Source organism: Variovorax sp. FG153 (assembly GCF_057809595.1).
The window spans coordinates 14,439-32,277 of the sequence record NZ_JBMDKG010000074.1 but is presented as its reverse complement, the minus strand read 5'-3'; the positions used below and the strand labels follow the sequence as shown (position 1 = coordinate 32,277).

17 protein-coding genes and 1 pseudogene are annotated in these 17,839 nt (G+C 68.9%); 8 read left to right on the top strand and 10 right to left on the bottom strand.

The annotated features are described in order from the left end of the window. Positions 1 to 258: 258 nt before the first annotated feature. The 5 genes from ACODT0_RS40560 to ACODT0_RS40540 form a co-directional block, all read right to left on the bottom strand. The gene (locus tag ACODT0_RS40560; protein ID WP_296724691.1) at positions 259 to 1,263 is read right to left on the bottom strand and encodes a FecR domain-containing protein; all 1,005 of its coding nucleotides are present in this window, start codon (positions 1,261 to 1,263) and stop codon (positions 259 to 261) included. After that, the gene (locus ACODT0_RS40555; RefSeq protein ID WP_057596271.1) at positions 1,260 to 1,766 is read right to left on the bottom strand and encodes a sigma-70 family RNA polymerase sigma factor; all 507 of its coding nucleotides are present in this window, start codon (positions 1,764 to 1,766) and stop codon (positions 1,260 to 1,262) included. The genes ACODT0_RS40560 and ACODT0_RS40555 overlap by 4 nt, the downstream gene beginning before the upstream one ends. 131 nt (positions 1,767 to 1,897) lie before the next feature. Beyond that, a complete protein-coding gene (locus ACODT0_RS40550) occupies positions 1,898 to 2,674 on the bottom strand; it encodes a tetratricopeptide repeat protein (protein ID WP_489043885.1) in 777 nt (258 codons plus the stop codon). Positions 2,675 to 2,703: 29 nt separating this feature from the next. Continuing rightward, positions 2,704 to 5,070: a TonB-dependent receptor gene (locus ACODT0_RS40545; protein WP_296724685.1), complete on the bottom strand. Its 2,367-nt coding sequence runs from the start codon at positions 5,068 to 5,070 to the stop codon at positions 2,704 to 2,706. Positions 5,071 to 5,495: 425 nt separating this feature from the next. Then, entirely contained in the window at positions 5,496 to 6,458 is a 963-nt protein-coding gene (locus tag ACODT0_RS40540; protein WP_489043886.1) for a GlxA family transcriptional regulator, read from the bottom strand. A gap of 74 nt (positions 6,459 to 6,532) precedes the next feature. On the opposite strand from ACODT0_RS40540, the gene ACODT0_RS40535 reads away from it, so the two are divergent. From ACODT0_RS40535 to ACODT0_RS40510, 6 genes and pseudogenes are all read left to right on the top strand, one after another. Further along, the gene (locus tag ACODT0_RS40535; protein WP_413765357.1) at positions 6,533 to 7,231 is read left to right on the top strand and encodes a GNAT family N-acetyltransferase; all 699 of its coding nucleotides are present in this window, start codon (positions 6,533 to 6,535) and stop codon (positions 7,229 to 7,231) included. A 33-nt stretch (positions 7,232 to 7,264) separates the two neighbouring features. After that, a complete protein-coding gene (locus ACODT0_RS40530; protein WP_489043884.1) occupies positions 7,265 to 7,981 on the top strand; it encodes an SDR family oxidoreductase in 717 nt (238 codons plus the stop codon). A gap of 67 nt (positions 7,982 to 8,048) precedes the next feature. Beyond that, complete coding sequence (locus ACODT0_RS40525) at positions 8,049 to 8,840, top strand: exodeoxyribonuclease III (RefSeq protein WP_413765356.1); 792 nt, start codon at positions 8,049 to 8,051, stop codon at positions 8,838 to 8,840. Between the two features lie 75 nt (positions 8,841 to 8,915). Beyond that, a complete protein-coding gene (locus ACODT0_RS40520) occupies positions 8,916 to 9,512 on the top strand; it encodes a TetR/AcrR family transcriptional regulator (RefSeq protein WP_057596267.1) in 597 nt (198 codons plus the stop codon). A 129-nt stretch (positions 9,513 to 9,641) separates the two neighbouring features. Further along, positions 9,642 to 10,727 (top strand): NmrA family NAD(P)-binding protein, encoded by a 1,086-nt coding sequence (locus tag ACODT0_RS40515; protein ID WP_489043883.1) that lies wholly within the window; start codon positions 9,642 to 9,644, stop codon positions 10,725 to 10,727. Positions 10,728 to 10,801: 74 nt separating this feature from the next. After that, positions 10,802 to 11,299: pseudogene (locus tag ACODT0_RS40510) on the top strand (GNAT family N-acetyltransferase); the annotation flags it as partial. A 70-nt stretch (positions 11,300 to 11,369) separates the two neighbouring features. On the opposite strand, the gene ACODT0_RS40505 reads toward ACODT0_RS40510, so the two are convergent. Together ACODT0_RS40505 and ACODT0_RS40500 are read right to left on the bottom strand one after the other, a co-directional pair. Beyond that, complete coding sequence (locus ACODT0_RS40505; RefSeq protein WP_296724238.1) at positions 11,370 to 12,737, bottom strand: amidohydrolase family protein; 1,368 nt, start codon at positions 12,735 to 12,737, stop codon at positions 11,370 to 11,372. Positions 12,738 to 12,758: 21 nt separating this feature from the next. Further along, the gene (locus tag ACODT0_RS40500; RefSeq protein ID WP_413765355.1) at positions 12,759 to 14,141 is read right to left on the bottom strand and encodes a nucleobase:cation symporter-2 family protein; all 1,383 of its coding nucleotides are present in this window, start codon (positions 14,139 to 14,141) and stop codon (positions 12,759 to 12,761) included. A 149-nt stretch (positions 14,142 to 14,290) separates the two neighbouring features. Between ACODT0_RS40500 and ACODT0_RS40495 the strand changes: the two genes are divergently transcribed. Beyond that, positions 14,291 to 15,160, top strand: coding sequence for a LysR family transcriptional regulator (locus ACODT0_RS40495; protein WP_489043882.1), 870 nt, complete (start codon positions 14,291 to 14,293; stop codon positions 15,158 to 15,160). Positions 15,161 to 15,264: 104 nt separating this feature from the next. On the opposite strand, the gene ACODT0_RS40490 is transcribed toward ACODT0_RS40495, so the two are convergent. Both ACODT0_RS40490 and ACODT0_RS40485 read right to left on the bottom strand, forming a co-directional pair. Beyond that, positions 15,265 to 15,651, bottom strand: coding sequence for a hypothetical protein (locus tag ACODT0_RS40490; protein ID WP_413765354.1), 387 nt, complete (start codon positions 15,649 to 15,651; stop codon positions 15,265 to 15,267). A gap of 48 nt (positions 15,652 to 15,699) precedes the next feature. Continuing rightward, positions 15,700 to 16,359, bottom strand: coding sequence for a pyridoxamine 5'-phosphate oxidase family protein (locus ACODT0_RS40485; protein ID WP_413765353.1), 660 nt, complete (start codon positions 16,357 to 16,359; stop codon positions 15,700 to 15,702). A gap of 71 nt (positions 16,360 to 16,430) precedes the next feature. On the opposite strand from ACODT0_RS40485, the gene ACODT0_RS40480 reads away from it, so the two are divergent. Further along, positions 16,431 to 17,219, top strand: coding sequence for an AraC family transcriptional regulator (locus ACODT0_RS40480; protein ID WP_413765352.1), 789 nt, complete (start codon positions 16,431 to 16,433; stop codon positions 17,217 to 17,219). 9 nt (positions 17,220 to 17,228) lie between these two features. On the opposite strand, the gene mobA is transcribed toward ACODT0_RS40480, so the two are convergent. Beyond that, positions 17,229 to 17,828, bottom strand: a complete 600-nt coding sequence (mobA, locus tag ACODT0_RS40475; protein WP_296724220.1) for a molybdenum cofactor guanylyltransferase MobA — start codon at positions 17,826 to 17,828, stop codon at positions 17,229 to 17,231. Positions 17,829 to 17,839: the final 11 nt, after the last annotated feature.

Here is a 17,839-nt window from a genome sequence, read left to right as displayed (position 1 = left end):
CCGGGCGCCCTGGCGCTGGCGGCGAGCCGCGCCGGCTCGGCGGCCAGCGCCGTGACGGGCATGGCGGCCGCCAGCGCCAGCAGGCACAGCAGCGCCTTGGAGACGGGGGTGGGTGAGGACGGGTGCGCGTGCATGGGATTCCTTCGGCAGAACTGCAATCCATGGCGCTCGCCATGGTTCTCAGGAGGAAGGCCGAACGAAATCGGAAAAGATGAAAGGCGGCGGAAGATTTCTTTGCGCGGACCCGGAATGCAGGAATCAGGCCGGCACCAGCGAGACCCAGTAGCGCGTGAGGCTGGCCACGCGCACCGGGAAGCTGCGCGCGATCACCGACAGCGCCCTGTCGGTGTCGTGGATCGGGAAGGCACCCGACACCTTGAGGTTCGCCACCGCCGGATCGCAGGCCAGCCGGCCGCGCCGGTAGCGCGCGAGTTCGGCCACCACCTCCCGCAGCGTCCAGTCGTTGACGACCAGGCTGCCCTGGGCCCAGGCGGCCGAGGCCGTGTCGGCCGCATGCGGCACGCCCACGCCGTCGCGGCCGATGTCGACCTGCTGGCCGGCCTGCAGCCGCAGCGCGCGTTCGGGCGCATTCGCGGCCCGGACCTCGACCGCGTCGTCGAGCACCGTGACGCGCGTGATGCCGCCCTCGCCGCGCACGGTGAAGCGGGTGCCGAGCGCGAGGATGCGGCCCTGCGCGGTCTCGACCATGAAGGGGCGCGCGTCGTGGCTGCCGGGCATGCGGTGGCGCGCTGTCTCCGCGAGCAACTCGCCCTCGCGCAGCCGGACCAGCCGGCGCGTGCCGTCGAACACCACGTCGACCGCGCTGCGCGTGTTGAGCAGCAGCCGCGAGCCGTCGGCGAGGTCGATGCCGCGCTGCTCGCCGGTGCCGGTGCGGTAGTCGGCCAGCAGCGCGGACCAGCCCCCGCCGCCATCGGCCACCTGCCACGACAGGTAGCCGAGCGCGCCGCCCGAGGCGACCAGCGCGACGCCGCGCAGCAGGCGCCGGCGGTCGGTGCGCGCCGCGCCCGCCGCGCGCAGGGTCGAAGCCGCGATGTGGCCGGGCACGCGCTGCAGCGTGGCCTGCATCGCCTCGAGCTTCTCCCAGGCGCGGCGGTGCTCCGCATGCGCGCGGTGCCAGCGGCGCCAGGCCTCCTGGTCGGCCGGCGTGGCCTCGCCCGAGCACAGCTGCGCGTACCAGGCGATCGCTTCCTTGCGCACGCGGGCCTCGTGGCCGGCGGGCAGGTCGAGTTCGAAAGAGCTCATGGCGCGAGCAGATAGCAATGCTCGAGCGCCTTGAGCATGTAGTTGTTGACCGTGCGCACCGTCACCTGCAGCCGCTGCGCGATCTGCGCATAGGTCAGGCCCTCGAGCTGCGAGAGGATGAAGGCCTGCCGGATCGCGGGCGTCATGCCGTCGAGCATGGCGTCGATCGCGCTCAGCGCCTCCAGCACGATCGCGCGCTCTTCCAGCGAGGGCGATTGCGGCTCGGGCAGCGCGGCCAGGGTCTCGAGGTAGGCGCGCTCGAGCGCGCGGCGGCGGTGGAAGTCGACCACCAGCCCGTTGGCGATGGTCGCGAGATAGGCGCGCGGCTCGGCGGCGGCCACCGGCTCCTTCTTGCCGAGCACGCGCACGAAGGTGTCCTGCGCGAGATCGGCCGCGTTGTGCGGGCAGCCCAGCTTGCGGCGCAGCCACCCCTGCAGCCACCCGTGGTGGTTGCTGTAGAGCGTTTGCACTTCGTGCGGGGGCACGAACTCGGCGGCCGGCATGGCATCTCCCGCAGCGACTGGCTGCGCTCAGGATTTAATACGAATGGTTCTCAATTGTAGCAGCCGCATGCGACCGCGTTCCGGTGAGCTTCCGGTTCGTGCCGCGCCGGATAACGGGCGCCGGGCTGGCTTCAGGCGCGCGCCGCCCGGGCCTCCAGGCGGTCCGCGACCTCCCTGAGCGCCGCCAGCGGCGAGGCCCGCAGCCGCTGGACGACCTCGGCCAGGTAGTGCTTCGGCGCGGTGTCCGGAATGCGCTCGAACCAGCGCACCGCCGCGTCGATCTCGCCCTGCTCGGCCAGCATGCTGGCGTGGCTGAAGCAGCCGCGAAAGTCGCCGGCCTCGGCCGATGCGCGGTAGAGCGCGCGGGCCCGGTCCCGGTCCTGCGGCACGACGAGGCCGTCCTCGTGGTGGCGGCCGAGCATGTTCATCGAACGCGCATGCCCGAGCGCCGCCGCGCGCCGGTACCAGTCGAAGGCCGCGGCGTGGTCCAGCGCGACGCCACGCCCGGTCGCCAGCAGGTTGGCGAGGTTGTACATGCCCCAGTCGAGGCCGAGCTCGGCGCTCGCGCGGTAGGCGCTCGCCGCGCGCTGCGGATCGGGCGCGGTGCCCCAGCCATGCTCGAAGCAGCGCCCGAGCATGTTGGCCGCCATCGGATGGCGCTGCTCAGCCGCGCGCTGGAACCAGGCGAAGGCCGAGGTCTCGTTGCGCGCCACGCCGCGGCCATCGAGCAGCCATTGCCCGAGCACCGCCTGCGCTTCGGCATGCCCCGCATGGGCGGCCGCCGACAGCCAGGTCGCGGCGCGCTCGGGCGGGCCGGCGAGCAGCGCGTCCCATTGCGCGCGCGTCAGGGTGTTGAGCGCGCTCGCGTTGGGGAACACGAACGCGGGGGATGCGCCTTCGCTGTTCACTCTCGTCGTCGTGTCGAGCGCTTCGGCGATCAGAACGAGAAGTTGCCCGTCAGCGTCACCGAGCGGCCCGGCGCGATGTTCGCGTAGTGCGTCGAGTAGGCCGTGTTGTAGTAGATGCGGTCGGTCAGGTTCTGGACGTTGAGCTGCAGGTTGAAGCTCTTGTTCACGCGGTAGCCGGCCATCGCGTCGATGCGGGTGTAGCCCGGAATGCTGCGCTTGATCAGCGTGGCGCCGCCCGTGCCGGCCGCCCAGGCGAAGCCGCCGTAGACCTCGCTCTGGTAGAAGGCGCCCAGGCCGAAGGTCCAGTCGGAGGTGGGCTTGTAGGTCGCCCAGATGCTCGCGCTGTGCTTCGGCGTGTTCGGGAAGGGCTGGCCCGTGCCGGCGTTGGGCACGTAGACCGTGCGGCCGTTGGCGTCGGTGGTGCTGCTCTGGCCGAGGTTCTTGCCCTTGCTGTCGAGCAGCGTGTAGCCGCCGAAGACCGAGAGCTGGTGCGTGATGTTGCCCGAGAAGCCGAGCTCGAAGCCGCGCACCTGCTTGTCCCCGGCCAGCGACACGGTGCCGTCGGTCGGGTTGGTGATGCGCGCGTTGGTGGTCTCGATCTGGAAGATCGCGCCGGTCAGCGACAGCTTGCGCTCCAGCAGGTCCCACTTGGTGCCGATCTCGATGCTGCGGTTCTTCTCCGGCTTCAGGTCGATCGCGGTGTTGGCCACGCCGCCCACGGTGCCGCTGAGGGCCTGGCTCTCGGAGCCCTGGCCCAGGCTGTTGCCGCCCGGCGTGGAGGAGGTTCCGATCGACGCGTAGATGCTGCCGTTGCTGGCGGGCTTGTAGACCACACCGAGCTGGTAGTTGAGCAGCGTGTCGTTGCGCTCGAACCTCGTGCGGATGCCGCTCGTGAGCACTGGCAGCGCCATGCCACCGGTGGCGGTGGTGCTGGGATAGGGGTTGGTCTGCTGCGTCTTGTAGCTGTCGAGGCGCAGGCCCGCGTTGACGATCCACTGCGGCGACAGCTCGATGCTGTCGAAGCCGTAGAGCGACGCGGTATCGGTGCGGTAGCTGGTCGGGTTGCCGTTGGGCACGAAGGTGCCGAGCCACGGGTCGCTGGACGTGGGGTAGTAGAGGCTCGTGCAGACGAAGCTCGAGCCCACGCTGGCGCCACCCGGGCACTTCTGCTGCGCCGTGTAGGCGCGGTTGACCTGGGTGTAGCTGTCGTTGTCGGCGCGCTCGCGCGACAGCTCCAGGCCCGTCGTGTAGCTGTGCTTGACGCTGCCGGTCTGCAGCTTGCCGCTGAGCTCGGTGGCATTCGCGAAGGTGTCGATGTCGCGCATGCTGCCGTTGAAGCGGCGCCACACCAGGCCGCGCGCCACGTTGCCCTGGCTGTCGTCGGGCTGGGTCCAGATGTAGTCCATGCTGCTCTTGGTGAAGCGCGTGATGTTGCGCAGCTTCATCTCGGGCGAGATGTCGTGTTCGACCTGCAGCGTGACCGAGTCGGACTTGTCCTTGCGGAAGTCGCGGCCCTCGACGCCGTACCAGTTCTTGCGGTCGAAGCCGTAGGTCGGCTGGAGCTCGACCACGCCGAAGCGCGGGAAGCTCGAGGGCAGGTAGTAGGGAATGCCGCCGTCGGGCACGTCGTCGGTGCGCATGTGGAACAGCGACAGCGTCACGCGCGTGGGCGTGCCCAGGCCCCAGCTGATCGAGGGCGCGATGCCGAAGCGCTTGTTGCTCGGGCCGTTGCGGCCCGCGACATCGGCGCCGAAGTCCATGAGGTTCAGGCGGAAGGCGCCGTTCTCACCGAAGCTGCGGTTCCAGTCGATCGTCTCGCGGTGGTACTTGTCGCTGCCCAGGCCGACCGAGCCGAGGAAGAAGTTCTCCTGCTTCGGTGCCTTGGTGTAGAGGTTGATCGTGCCGCCGGCGCCGCCGCGTCCGCCCGAGGTCGAGTCCGGTCCCTTGACCACTTCCACCGACTCGAGGTTGAAGACCTCGCGCGTGCTCGGCGCGATGTCGCGCAGGCCGTCGACGAAGGTGCTGGCCTGGCTGTCGTAGCCGCGCAGGAACGGGCGGTCGCCGACCGGGTTGCCGCCCTCCCCGGCGCCGAAGGTGATGCCGGGCGTGGTGCGCAGCGCCTCGGTCAGCGTCGTCGCGTTGATCTGCGTCATCACTTCCTGCGGGATGACGGTGACGGACTTGGGCGTGTCGAGCAGCGGCGCCGTCTGCTTCGAGGACGAGGACTGCTCCACCTTGTAGTCGGGCGCCGCATCGACCTGGACCGCCTTCAGCGCGCCCTGCGCATGCGCCGCGCCGACCGATCCGAGCGCGACCAGAGTGGCGGCGGTCGTGGTGGCGGCGTGCGCGTTGAGATAGCGCGAAGTCGAGTGCTTGCGGCTTCTGATGTAGGTCATGTTGTGAGTGATTTGTCGAGGTGAAAGCGCTGCCGGCGCGCGGCGCCGGCGGTCACGCCGGGTGTGCACTGGAAGTGACATCGGCGTAACAAAGTACCCGCAAATGATAATGACTCGCACTATCGATTTACGGCAACTTTACCTTTGGTTTGCGAAACTTGTTGCCCTCTGACGACGCAATCAATTCGAATGAGAATTTATCTCATTACGAATAAAAGCCTTTCGCCGGCGTCTCGAATTGCGGCGAAGCCTGAGCGTGGAATGCGCTCGCAACACGGCGCGCGTCGAATGAGCGAGCGCTATTTCGCCAATGCGCCGGGCCATGAAAGAAGCAGAGCAATTGCGCGTCCACTGAATCGACGCGCCAATTTGGATGCCTTGCGGATCGCGCCATTGGCGGACACGAAGAGATCGTGCCCCACGACCTATGCCAGCGCCGAACGCAGTTCCCGCACCCCGCGCCCCAGCTTGCGCCGCAGCAGGCTGCGCACGGTCGCGGCATCGGCATAGCCGACCTCGCTCGCGATCTCCTCGAGGCCCTGGCCGATCGAGACCAGGTGCTGCGCATGCTCGACGCGCAGGTCCTGGAAGAAGGCCAGCGGCGACTTGCCGAGCACGGCCTCCATGCGCCGCTGCAGGGTGCGCGGGCTGACCGCGAGCGCGTCCGCCGCGTCGTGCAGCGAGAAGCCCCGCGCGAGGCGCTCGCGGGCCCAGCGCTCGAAGCGCTCGATCAGCGGATCGGCATGCGCGAGGTGGTCGGGAATGATGTATTGCGCTTGCGAGGGCCGCTTGTCGACCAGCATCAGGCGCGACACCAGCGCGGCGGTCTCGGGGCTCGCCTGCCGCATCAACCACAGTGCCAGATCGAGATGCCCCATCGCCGCGCCGGCCGTGACCACGCGGCCCGAGGCCACCACCATGCGCGACTCGTCGAGCCGTACCCGCGGATAGCGCTCGCGGAACAGCGGCGCCAGCGGCCACATGGTGGTGGCCTCCTGGCCGTCGAGCAGGCCGGTCTCGGCCAGCAGGAAGCTCGCGATGCAGGCGCCGCCCACGCCGCTGCCCTGCGCATGCCAGCTGCGCAGCATGGCCATGGCATCGCGCACGTCGCGCCGGCCCAGCGCCTCGACCAGGCGCGCGGGCCGCTTGGTGTTGAGCGCGGGCACCAGCACCCAGTCGGGCTGGCGCAGCGCGTCGGCCGGGTCCACCACCATGGTCAGGCCATGCGCCGTGCGGATGCGCTGGCGCATGCCAACCACGCGCAGCTCGAACGGCGGCCGCGCCGCGCCCTGCTCGGCCGCCACCTCGTTGGCCGCGGAGAACAGGTCGAGGAACACGCTCAGGCCGGTGTCGAACACGCCGTCGAGCGCCAGGATCGCTAGCTTCATCATGGCGCGAATGATATCAATATTGTCATTTACGACCGTGGTCCTCCAGGAAAGACAGCCCTACGCTAGAGACCATGACATCACCCATCGACTCCCCGCTCGACCGTTCGGCCTGGACCTCGCTGGTCGGCCCGCAGGCGCACCTGGGACACGGCAACGCCCTGGCCCGCCGCTACCACCCCGAGGTCGCGCCGTTCGCGGGGCTGGTCGAGGAAAGCCCGGCCGCCTTCGAGGCGCTGCGTGCGCTGCTGGGTCCGGACGATCGCGTCATGGTGCCCACGCTCGCGCCGGTCGCCGACATCGACGGCCTGCAGGCCAGGCTGCTGGGCCAGGTCCACCAGATGGTCGCGCTGCACCCCGGCTCGGGCCGTGCGGCGCAGCTGCAAGCCACGCCGCTCGACGCCTCCGATGTGCCCGATGCCCTGGCCCTCGTCGCCCGCACCCGGCCCGGCCCCTTCGGCCCGCGCACGCTCGAGATGGGCGATTACCTCGGCATCCGCGACCAGGGCCTGCTCGTGGCCATGGCCGGCGAGCGCATGCGCTTCGACGGCCACGCCGAGATCAGCGCGGTCTGCGTCGACGACGCCTGGCGCGGCCGCGGCCTCGCCGCCGGCCTCGTGAACCTGCTGCGCGCGCGCATCGAGGCGCGCGGCGAGACCGCCTTCCTGCACGTGCTCAGCGACAACGCGAATGCCATCGCGCTCTACGAGCGGCTCGGCTTCCGCCATCGCCGCACCCTGTTCCTGCACCAGATCGCCCTGGCCACCGTTTGACTCACCCCGCGCTCCGGCGCACAAGGAAACACCATGAAGATCCAAGGTTCCGTCGTATTCGTGACGGGCGCCAACCGTGGCCTCGGCCTCGAATTCGCCCGCCAGGCGCTGGCGCTCGGCGCCGCCAAGGTCTATGCCGCCGCGCGCGAGCCCTCGCAGATTCCGCTGCTGGGCGTGCTGCCGATCCGGCTCGACGTGCGCGATCCCGCGCAGGTCGCCCAGGCCGCGGCCGATTGCCGCGACGTGACGCTGCTGATCAACAACGCGGGCATCGGCCGGCTCAGCGGCTTCGTCGGCGGCGATGCCGAGACCGACCCCGTGGCCGTCCTGCGCGAGCAGCTCGAGACCAACCTCTTCGGCATGCTGCACATGAGCCGCGCCTTCGCGGGCGTGCTGGGCCGCAACGGCGGCGGCGCGATGCTCAACCTGCTGTCGCTCTTCAGCTGGGCCAACACGCCGATGATCGGCGCCTACGGCGTGAGCAAGGCCGCGGCCTGGGCGCTGACCAACGGCCTGCGCCACGAGCTGCGCGCCCAGGGCACGCAGGTGGTGGGTTTCCATGCCGGCCCGATCGATACCGACATGGTGCGCGCGCTCGAGGTGCCGAAGGCCTCGCCCGAGGACGTGGTGCGCCAGTCGTACGCGGCCATCGAGGCCGGCCAGGAGGAGGTGCTGGTCGACGAGGGCACGCGCCAGGTCAAGGGCGCGCTGTCGCAGGGCATCTACCTGCGCGACGTCATGGCCGGGTGATTTCTGCGGGCAGGAGGACGCGTTGTCCGACGCGCGAAGCGCCGGCACGCGCCGGAAGATGGCCGCCATGAAGATCGCCACCTTCAACGTCAACGGCATCCACAGCCGGCTCGACCGGCTGCTCGAATGGCTCGCCGCGTCGAAGCCCGACGTGGCCTGCCTGCAGGAACTCAAGTCGCCCGACGCCAAGCTGCCGCTCGCCGCGATCCGGCGCGCGGGCTACGGCGTGGTCGCGCACGGCCAGCCCGCGTGGAACGGCGTGGCCATCCTCGCGCGCGGGCGTGAGCCGATCGAAACCGGGCGCGGCCTGCCGGGCATGGAGGACGACCCGCAGAGCCGCTACCTCGAGGCCGTGATCGACGGCGTGGTAATCGGCTGCCTCTACCTGCCCAACGGCAACCCGCAGCCCGGGCCGAAGTTCGACTACAAGCTGCGCTGGTTCGAAGCCTTCCACAAGCATGCGAAGAAGCTGTACGCGAGCGGCCTGCCCGTGGTGCTCGCGGGCGACTACAACGTCGTGCCGACCGATGCCGACATCTACAACCCCGCCTCGTGGCGCGACGACGCGCTGCTGCAGCCCGAGAGCCGCGCTGCCTACGCGCGCCTGCTGAAGCAGGGCTGGACCGACGCGATCCGCGCGCGCCATCCCGAACGCGCGCCCTTCACCTTCTGGACCTACTGGCGCAACCGCTTCCCGCGCGACGCAGGCCTGCGCATCGATCACCTGCTGCTCAATGCCGAACTCGCGCCGCTGCTGCGCGATGCGGGCGTGAACCGCGACGTGCGCGGGCGCCCGGGCGCGAGCGACCATGCGCCGGCTTGGATCGAGCTCGACCTGCCCGGCGCTTCGCGCCCCTGACGCACGCCGACCCGTCGCGGAAGGCATGGGCCGTCGTATGATGAAGATCATGCAAAGAACCGGACCGCGAGCCGCATGAGGTATTCGCCAGAACACAAGGCACAGACGCGCGAACGCATCCTCAAGGAGGCCGCGAAGACCATCCGCCGCGATGGGGTCGCCGCGGTCGGCGTCGCCAGCGTGATGGCGGATGCGGGGCTCACGCATGGTGCCTTCTATGCGCACTTCGGCTCCAGGGATGCGCTGGTCGACGCCGCACTCGAACGCATGTACGGCGAGATCGCCGAGCGCTTCGCAAAGGTGACGGCCGAGCTGCCGCCGGACCGGGCCCTGGCCGCCTACCTGCGCTTCTATCTCTCCCCCCAGCATCGCGACAGCATGACGATCACCTGCCCGCTGCCGCTGCTCGTGAACGAGGTTGCCCGCCTCGGCGCCGAGGCGCGCCGCGACTTCCAGCGCGGCGTCGAAACGCTGACCGAAGCGCTCGCCGGGCCGATCGAGGCGCTGGGCATCGGCGAGGCCCGGGAGTTCGCGGGCTCCGTGGTCGCCGAGATGGTCGGCGCGATGACCCTGGCACGCGGCATTGGCCAGCGCAAGGCCTCCGATGCGGTGCTCGAGCGCTCGCGCGATTCGATATTGGGCCGGCTGCGGCTGGACGCCGCGAGCCTCTAGGCCGCGCGCTCCGCTTCCCTCTCTCCGCTTCATCCGACTTGTCGAAGGCACGTCGAATTCGCCCAATAGAATTATGTACGTCATACAATGATGTCGCTCTCACTGTGAACGATTCAAAGGAAAGATGAAATGAACTCCAAGAACACCTCGAGGATCTTCGTCGTCGGCGGCACCGGCGCCCAGGGCATGCCGATCGTGCGTGCGCTGGTCGCGGACGGCCGTTACGCCGTGCGCCTGCTCACGCGCGACACGGCCTCGCGCCGCGCGAAGGAACTGCTGGCACTGGGCAACGTGAGCCTGCTCGAGGGCAGCTTCGCCGACGAGGCCGTGCTGCGCGAGGGCTTCTCGAGCTGCGACGGTGCCTTCGTCAACATCGACGGCTTCAATACCGGCGAGAAGACCGAGACCTACTGGGCCTTCCGCGCCTACGAGATCGCGCTCGAGCAGGGCATCCGCTTCTTCGTCTACGGCAACCTCGACTACGCGCTCAAGAAGGCGGGCTTCGACGCGGCCTTTCGCACCGGCCATTACGACGGCAAGGGCCGCATGGGCGAATGGATACGCTTCCAGAACCAGGCCCACCGCGAGCGCATGGGCGCGGCGATCTTCACCTCGGGCCCCTACATCGAGATGGCGATCTCGGCGATGACGCCGATGTCCCCCGCCGTGGAGGACGGCGTGCTCACCTGGCGCGTGCCGCTGGGACAGGGGGCGGTGCCGCACGTGGCGCTCGAGGACTGCGGCCACTACGTGCGCTGGCTGTTCGATCATCCGAACCTCGCCAACGGCATGGACCTCGAGGTCGCGATCGAGCATGTGCGCTATGCCGATCTCGCCGCAGCGTTCGAGCGGGTCACCGGCCAGCCGGCGCGCTATGTCGACACCGACCTGGCCGCCTATTGGCAGGGCCCCTTCGGCCGCATCGCCGATGCGCCGGCCGGCTACAACGCCGATCCGCGCGACAAGAGCACGATGAGCGTGCGCGACAACTTCACCGGCTTCTGGAACGTCTGGAAGCACGACGTGGTGCGGCGCAACTACGAGCTGCTCGACGAGATCCACCCGGGCAGGATCCGCAGCGCCGAGGAATGGTTGCGGCGCGAGGATCGCCTCGGCCGCGAACAGGGCAAGGGCACGCTGTGGGAGCGTGTCCAGGTCGGCCAGCAGCAGAGGATTCTCAAGATGACCGAGGACATGCGGCAGGGCCGGTTGTAGTCCCGCGCTTCGACCACCGGGAAGCGCTGACGCGCGTTCGATGCCGTGCATGACCGGCCCGAGAATCCGACACCATGAACATCCACATCCGCCAGGAAACGCCCGCTGACGCCCAGGCCATCGAAGCCGTCACCATCGCGGCCTTCGAACATGCCGCGCACACAAGCCATACCGAGCAGTTCATCGTGAGGGCACTGCGCGCGCGGGGCCAGCTCACGGTGTCGCTGGTCGCCATCGAGGGCGAGCGGCTCGTCGGCCATGTGGCCGTGTCCCCGGTTCGCATCGACGGTCGGGCGGGCGATTGGTACGGCCTGGGTCCGATCTCGGTCCGGCCCGACTGCCAGGGCCGGGGCATCGGCTCGCTGCTGATGGCGCAAGCCCTCGACGCGCTGCGCCTTCTGCGCGCCGGTGGCTGCGTGCTGCTGGGGGATCCGGCCTATTACGCGCGCTTCGGCTTCAGGGCCGAGCCCGGCCTGACGCTGCCGGGCGTTCCGCCCGAGTACTTCATGGCACTCGCGCTGGCGGGGACGGTGCCGAACGGCAGCGTTGCGTACAGCGAGGCCTTCGACGCCACGAAGCCCCCTGCCGGTGCCGACACAAGCTCGATCAGCCAAAGGTCGGAAATCGGAGGAATTCAACACTCTAAGCCACGAGTGCATTGACCGTGCCATGCGCACGCAGCCATTGGGCGCGGCGCTCGAACAACCGGGGTACAGCGCGATTGACCAGGGCGATGGTCTCCGACAGATCGCCTGAGAGCAGGCGGCCACCCTCGACGACGATGCGGCCCGCCACCATGGTCAGGTCCACGTCGCCGCCTTGGACCGCATGAACGAGGTTGTGGTGCAGATTGCCGTCCACACCGCCCAGCAGGGGCGTCATCCGCGGGGTGTCCGTCCGCACCGTGATCAGATCGGCCGACTTGCCCGGCTCGATCGAGCCGATGGCGTGGTCAAGGCCCAACGCGCGCGCGCCCCCCATGGTCGCCATCTGACAGACCGACCAGGCGTCGAGCGCGGCGGCGTCCAGCTTGGAGAACTTGGCCAGCAACGAGGCTGTCTTCATCTCCTCGAACATGTCGAGGTTGTTGTTCTCCTTTTCGCCGTCCGTGCCGAGGCCCACTGCAATGCCTCGGGCCAGCATGGCTTCCACCGGCGCCGCGCCGCTGGCGAGTTTCATGTTGCTGACCGGGTTGTGGGCCACGCCGATGTGTCGCGCAGCAAGAATGTCCATCTCCTCTTCCGAAGGCCAGACGCAATGCGCGAGCATGACATGGTGGGCGTCGAGCAGGCCGAACGCTTCGAGCGCCTGGATCGGTCGCATGCCATGGCGTCGCAACGTCTCCTCGACATCGAACCGGCTTTCGTTGCTGTGCGTGTGAAAGCCGACCCTGTGACGACGGCTGATCTCCGCGCAGCGGCGCCACGCGGGAGGCGTGGCGTAGAACATGTGCTCGAGTCCGACCCAGACCTGGATGCGGCCCTGGGCGCCGCCGTGCCAACGTTCGATCAGCGCTTCGTTGGCGTCCAGCGTTTCGAAGTAGTCGTGCTCCGGGTGCTCCGCAACGTAGGGCACCAGCACGGCACGGATGCCTAGATCGGCGGCAGCCCTCGCACTTCCTTCCATGTGGCGCCACATGTCCACGATCGTCGTCGTGCCCGACAGCAGGGCCTCGGCATAGCAAAGGCGGGAGGCCAGTTCGGCCTCCTCGGCGTTGACAACCCGGTGCATCGGATCGATGTGCTGCTGCAGCCATTCCCAGACCGGCAGCCCCTCCGCCGTGCCGCGCAGCAATCCGGAGTGGGCATGGGTGTTCACGAGGCCCGGCATCAGCAACCGATTCTTCAGGCGCCGCACCGGTACGCTGGGGTGAGCGGGAGCGAGTTCGGCGATGGTGCCGACAGCGCCGATGCACCCGTCGGCACCGACCAGCACGGCGCCGTCGCCGATGACGGTGTGCTCGGCATTCATCGTGACGAGATGGTCGGCGTGGAGGATTTGGGAGTTCATGGGGTCTTTCGAGAAAGGGAGTCAGGTCTCTGCCATCGCAGCGCTGCGGGCAGCGGCGTCGCTGGCCTGCTGGCGCGTGCCGAGTCCGTTGAACATCAGGTTGAGCGCGATGGCCGTGAGGGTGGTCAGGACGATGCCGCTGTCGGTGGCCACGCGTGTCCACGTGGGCAATTGCGAGAAGAAGCCGGGCGACAGCAGCGGGACCGTGCCGACGCTGACGCTGACCGCCACCACCAGGGCACTGCCGTTGTGGCGTTCGTAGTTGACGCTCGCCAGGATGCGCAGGCCCATCACCGCGACCATGCCGAACATCACGAGTGCCGCGGCACCCAGCACGAATGGAGGCGTGGCGGCGACGATGTACCCCATTTTCGGGAACAGCCCCAGAGCGACCAGGATCAGGCCGCCGGCCACACAGACGAAGCGGGTGCGGACGCCGGTCAACGTGACCAATCCGATGTTCTGGGAGAACGAGGTGTAGGGAAAAGCGTTGAAGATTCCGCCCAGCACGGCGCCGAGACCGTCGGCGCGCAGACCGCGCACGAGGCGATCCGGCGTGGTCGGCTTGTCGACGATTTGGCCGAGTGCCAGGAACATGCCGGTGGACTCCACCAGCGTGACCAGCATGACCAGGCACATCGAGACGATGGCCACGGGATCGAAGACCGGCAGCCCCAGCGCGAACGGCCTGATCATGCCGACCCAGGGCGTCGTGTTCAGTTCGTCGAGCCGGACTTCCCCGAAGAGGCAGGCCGCAACGAAGCCGAAGCCGATGCCGAGCAGCACTGCGATGTTGGCAATGAAGCCCTTCGCGAAGCGCGACAGCAGCAGGATCACCAGCAACACACCCAGCGAGATGGCCAGGTACAGCGGCCGTCCGTAGGCCGGGTTTGTGCTGCCGTCCGGCAGGGTCGGCTGCCCGCCCGCCGCCCAGTCGATACCGACCTTCATCAGGGTGATGCCGATGACCAGCAGCACCGAGCCGGTCACGATCGAGGGAAAGAAGCGCAGGAAGCGGCCCATCAGTGGCGCGACCAGAATGCCGAATACGCCCGAGGCGATGACAGCACCGAAGATGCCGGGCAGCCCGAGCGAGGGGTTGCTGCCGATCACGATCATTGGGGTGACGGCCGTGAAGGTCACGCCCATCATGACCGGCATGCGGATGCCGAACTTCCAGAACCCCAGCGCCTGGACCAGCGAAGCGAGGCCCGCCGCGAACAGATCGGCGTTGATGAGGAGGACGATCTGGTCGCGCGGCAGCCGGAGGGCCGCGCCCAGGATCAGCGGCACGACGATGCAGGCCGAGTACATCACCAGCACATGCTGGAGGCCAAGGAGTGCGGTGCGCGCTGCAGGCAGCCGCTGGTCCACGGGATGGGTCGTCAGGTCTGTCGAGGTCATGTCTTCATTCCGTTCTTTGATGCACAGCGTCGCGTGGGAACTGGCCGTTCATGGCGGGGCGTGCGGATTCTGGGAGGCGGTGAGGCATGTGTAAAAATGGACTCCATCAGAATTTCCGATACATCGCGGTGAGGTTCTCTTTCGACCAATTGGCCGTGTTCGTCGCCGCTGCGCGCGAGAAGTCGTTTTCCGCGACTGCCCGCAGGCTCGGCAAGACGCAGTCCGCGATCAGCACCGCGATCGCTGATCTCGAGGTGGACCTCGGGGTTGGCCTGTTCGATCGGAGCGGGCGTTATCCCGTGCTCACGCCCGAAGGCGCCGCCTTGCTGGAAGAGGCGGAGGCGATCCTGTCGCGCTGCGGGAGCCTGCAGGAACGCGCGAGCGCGCTGACCTGTGCGTCGGAGGCTCAATTGGCCTTGGCGGTCGAGGATGCCTTTCCCGGCGCTGCGCTCGCACCGGTTCTGGCGGAGTTGCATCGACAACATCCTGGTGTCCGGCTCGACCTCCTGCAGCCGTCCGGTGCGGGGATGCTGGACATGGTCCTGTCGGGGGGTGCTTCACTTGGCTTGGGTTGCGCCAGATCGAACTACCCACAGGGCATCGGCTTTTCCCGGCTCGGCCAGGTCACGATGGTCAACACCGTGCGCCACGATCATCCGTTGGCACAACTGGAACGGGTGCGCTTCGCACACTTGGCCGACCACCTGCAATTGCTGCTGGCGGCGCAAACGGCCCACCTTCTCACGAGCGAATACCTCAGCGCACCGAAGAAGTGGTTCGTCCAGAGCGAAGGGACGCTGATCGATCTGCTCAGGAGCGGCATCGGCTGGTCGATCGTGCCGCGGCGCCTGATCGCTGCGGATCTCGCGGCGGGCACGTTGAAGGAGCTCCGACTCGAGGCTTATCCCTTCACTGAATGGTCGATCGGCCTCGACCTGATCTGGAGCGTGGAGGCCAAGCCCGGTGCGATCGCCACCTGGCTGAAGAGGGAGCTGGCAAGGACCGAGGCCGTGGCCTAACCAGCCAGCCCGGAATCCAGCATTTGCGGCTCATTGCTTTCGCGCGATGGCGCACGATCCTGGACAAGATTCTTGGGGAGCGAGTGGAGGTCATCGAAGCGCAGCTAACTTCGCGCCAGGAATCGCTCGGCCGCCGCCACCCCATCGCTCTCGCTGCGCACGAAGTCGAAGGACAGCCCCAGCACCTTGCCCGCGCCCTGGGCCGCCAGCCGCACCGCCGCGGGAATCGTGCGTTCGCCCGTGACGAACACCAGGCCCGCGCAAAACGCGCGCAGATGTTCCTTGTGGCGCTTGAAGAACAGCGCGCGGCGCTTGCGGTCCTCGTGGCTCTCCTCGGGGTGGTCGCCGGGCAGGTGGTCGGTCAGCAGCACGAAGCGCTCGCCGCGCTCGAGCAGCGTGGCCAGTTGCGCCTCGGTGTCGGTGTCCTGCGAATGGGCCCTCGGGTCCTCCTTGAGGAACACCAGCGGGAATCTCGTCGTGTCGAACAGCATCGCGTTCTCTCCAGAAAAAAGGGAAGGCTTCGTGGGGCGCTCGATTCGTCAGTACAGCTCGTGCCTGACCGCATGCGCGTAGTGCGCATCGATCTGCGCGATCTGCTCCGTGCCGAGCTCGGCCGAGGCATGGTCGCGCCTGCCCAGCGCGGCCAGCATCTGGCCCACGGTCGGCAGCGCATCGCGCGCGAGGCGGGCGCTGTCCTGCCACAGCCGGGCGCGGTGGATCGCCTTGCCGCAATGCAGCAGCACCTCGTCGATCTGCACCACGGTCGCGGTCTTGGGAATGCGCTCGCCCTCGCGCAGTTCGCTCAGCAGCCCGGCATCGGTCGAGACCCGGCCGCGGCCGTTGATGCGCAGGAAGAGTTCGAGGCCCGGGAACAGGAACACCATCGCGAGCCGCTCGTCGCGCCGCAGGTTGCGCATCGACTCGATGCGGTTGTTGCCGGGCCAGTCGGCGAAGGCGACCGTGTGCGCATCCAGCACATGGACGAAGCCCGGCGGGCCGCCGCGGGGCGAGGCATCGAGCCCCTGCTCGCTGCCGGTGGCGAGGCAGAAGAAGGTGGCCTGCGCGAGATAGGCCTCGTGGAAGTCGACCAGGCGATCGAGCACCGCCTTCTGGGTCATCTCGGAGGGCGCGGCGTACAGCGCGTCGAGGTCGGGTTCCAGGACCGGATCGACGAAGGAAGGGCGAGGTCTTGGATTCATGGCGCCCAGCGTACGGACAAAGGCCTTGGCGGCTGTAGACTGGATCGGCCAATCGATAGCTCTCAGCCGCCATGACCGATCCCATTCTTCGCCTCGCCGGCCTGGTCGACCGACAGGATGGCCCGGTCCTGATCGCGGCCGAGGGCAGCCAGGGCGAGGAGCTGGCGTCGGGCCCGCATCGCCATGCGCGCGGCCAGCTGTTCGGCTCGCTGCGCGGGCTGCTGTCGGTCGGGGTCGAGGACGGTGTCTGGATCGTGCCGGCCATCCACGCGGTCTGGCTGCCGCCGCACCAGGAGCATTCGGGGCGTTCGCACGGCCCGTTCCATGGCTGGAGCGTCTATGTGGCAGAACCGGCATGCGCCACCCTGCCCCCACGGCCCTGCACGATCCGCACCTCGGGCCTGCTGCGCGAGGCGGTGCTGCGCGCCTGCAGTTGGCCGCTCGAGGCGCCCAAGCCGCTGGACGAAAGCCGCGCGCACGTGGCCGCGGTCATCCTCGACGAGATCCGCAGCCTGCCGGTCGAGCCCTTCGGCCTGCCGCTGCCGAGCGACCCGCGGTTGCAGCGCATCGCGCATGCGCTGATCGCCGAGCCCGCCGACGAGCGCGGCCTCGAGCAATGGGCGCGCTGGGCCGCCGTGAGCTCGCGCACGCTGAGCCGGCGCTTCGTGGTGGAGACCGGCTTCAACTTCACGGCCTGGCGGCAGCGCGCGCGCATGATGCGCTCGCTCGAGATGCTCGCGGCCGGCGTTTCGGTGACGGCGATCGCGCTCGACCTCGGCTATTCGACCCCGAGCGCGTTCATCGGGCTGTTCCGGCGCACCTTCGGCGAGACGCCGGCGAGCTACCGGGCGCGGCTGTGAACGCTACGCTCAGCCTTGCAACTGGCGCAGCTCGTCGCTGGTGTTGGCATTAAAGAAGGCCGCTGCATCGTCGAACGCCACCTGCACCCTGCGGTGCTGCGCGGTCCATTGGCCGAACTTGCGCTCGCCCGCCTGCAGGAAGGCGAGCAGGCTCGGCGCCAGGCCGGTGCGCAGCAGGCAGAACACGGGCTGCGCGCGCAGCTCGCCGTCTTCGCGCGTGGCGGCCATCGCGATCTCGGCGCCCTGCGCGGCCGCGGCCTCGGCCAGCCGGTCGACCAGATCCGACGGAAAGTCCGGCGTGTCGCAGGGCACGGTGACCAGCCAATCGGTGCGCGCATGCTCGAGCCCGGTCAGCAGGCCCGCGAGCGGCCCCGCATAGCCTTCGATGGAGTCGGACCACACGGGCACGCCCATCGCCTCGTAGTCGGGCAGGTTGCGGTTGGCGCTGAGCATGGCTGTGCCCACCTGCGGCTGCAGGCGGCGCAGCGCATGCAGTGCCAGGGGAATGCCGCGGTGGTCCTGCAGGCCCTTGTCGACGCCGCCCATGCGGCTGCCGCGGCCGCCGGCCAGCACCAGGCCCGTGATGTCTTCGCGCGCGATGGGGTTCATGCGCGCATTCT

Bases quoted from the DNA above. Each gene is read 5' to 3' on its own strand.
- ACODT0_RS40560 (WP_296724691.1), bottom strand. From the start codon at position 1,263: ATGAGCTCTTTCGAACTCGACCTGCCCGCCGGCCACGAGGCCCGCGTG.
- ACODT0_RS40555 (WP_057596271.1), bottom strand. From the start codon at position 1,766: ATGCCGGCCGCCGAGTTCGTGCCCCCGCACGAAGTGCAAACGCTCTAC.
- ACODT0_RS40545 (WP_296724685.1), bottom strand. From the start codon at position 5,070: ATGACCTACATCAGAAGCCGCAAGCACTCGACTTCGCGCTATCTCAAC.
- ACODT0_RS40540 (WP_489043886.1), bottom strand. From the start codon at position 6,458: ATGAAGCTAGCGATCCTGGCGCTCGACGGCGTGTTCGACACCGGCCTG.
- ACODT0_RS40535 (WP_413765357.1), top strand. From the start codon at position 6,533: ATGACATCACCCATCGACTCCCCGCTCGACCGTTCGGCCTGGACCTCG.
- ACODT0_RS40530 (WP_489043884.1), top strand. From the start codon at position 7,265: ATGAAGATCCAAGGTTCCGTCGTATTCGTGACGGGCGCCAACCGTGGC.
- ACODT0_RS40525 (WP_413765356.1), top strand. From the start codon at position 8,049: ATGAAGATCGCCACCTTCAACGTCAACGGCATCCACAGCCGGCTCGAC.
- ACODT0_RS40520 (WP_057596267.1), top strand. From the start codon at position 8,916: ATGAGGTATTCGCCAGAACACAAGGCACAGACGCGCGAACGCATCCTC.
- ACODT0_RS40515 (WP_489043883.1), top strand. From the start codon at position 9,642: ATGAACTCCAAGAACACCTCGAGGATCTTCGTCGTCGGCGGCACCGGC.
- ACODT0_RS40505 (WP_296724238.1), bottom strand. From the start codon at position 12,737: ATGAACTCCCAAATCCTCCACGCCGACCATCTCGTCACGATGAATGCC.
- ACODT0_RS40500 (WP_413765355.1), bottom strand. From the start codon at position 14,141: ATGACCTCGACAGACCTGACGACCCATCCCGTGGACCAGCGGCTGCCT.
- ACODT0_RS40490 (WP_413765354.1), bottom strand. From the start codon at position 15,651: ATGCTGTTCGACACGACGAGATTCCCGCTGGTGTTCCTCAAGGAGGAC.
- ACODT0_RS40485 (WP_413765353.1), bottom strand. From the start codon at position 16,359: ATGAATCCAAGACCTCGCCCTTCCTTCGTCGATCCGGTCCTGGAACCC.
- ACODT0_RS40480 (WP_413765352.1), top strand. From the start codon at position 16,431: ATGACCGATCCCATTCTTCGCCTCGCCGGCCTGGTCGACCGACAGGAT.
- mobA (WP_296724220.1), bottom strand. From the start codon at position 17,828: ATGAACCCCATCGCGCGCGAAGACATCACGGGCCTGGTGCTGGCCGGC.